The following is a 600-nucleotide window of genomic DNA, read 5'->3' as shown; positions in this document are numbered from 1 at the left end:
CCTTTGTCGTTAGTCGATTTTGGAATCCAGTGACGAAGACCACCAGATAACAACACGTCGACACCGCTTTCTAGCATATCGGAAGCGATGTTGTTTTCTAGCGAGCGATGAGGCTGATGCGCAGCAAACGCGGCTGGTGTTGCATGAGTCATACGCGTATCTGAAACAAGACCCGTTGCTTTGCCTTTGCTCTTGGCTTTTTCCAAAATGGTCTCAACGTGATTGCCTTGGCTGTCAATACCAATCACTTCTGATGCGGTTGGGATACCTGTTGCGAGCATTGTTGCCGAACATGCAGAGTCGACAACGATCGCATCTTCTGGGTTCGTTAAAGATGAGCCAATCACACCTTCTTGCGCTAACTTGTAGAGCGCGGTGGTTTGGCCTTTGGAAATCGAGTTTGGTGCGTGGTTCGCGTAGGTTTCTAGCAAGCCGACTTGCTGAGGACCCATACCATCACCAATCATCAGAATAACGTTTTTGATTTCAGCGGATAGCGCATTGAATGAAAGTGTAGATGCAGCCACTGCAGTAATAATCGGAGAAACTAAACGCTTCATTATATTTTCCTTGTTTATTGAAAGCGCAGAAATTAAAGCA

General features: G+C 46.5%; 1 protein-coding gene. It reads right to left on the bottom strand.

Features of this window, described 5'->3' with window-relative positions; genetic code table 11:
• On the bottom strand, window positions 1-560 hold a 560-nt coding region (locus R7Z50_RS29035; protein WP_318149951.1), incomplete at its 3' end, for an alkaline phosphatase.
• Window positions 561-600: the final 40 nt, after the last annotated feature.

This window comes from Vibrio sp. 1249-1 (assembly GCF_033340495.1).
This window is presented reverse-complemented; position numbering and strand designations above follow the sequence as displayed.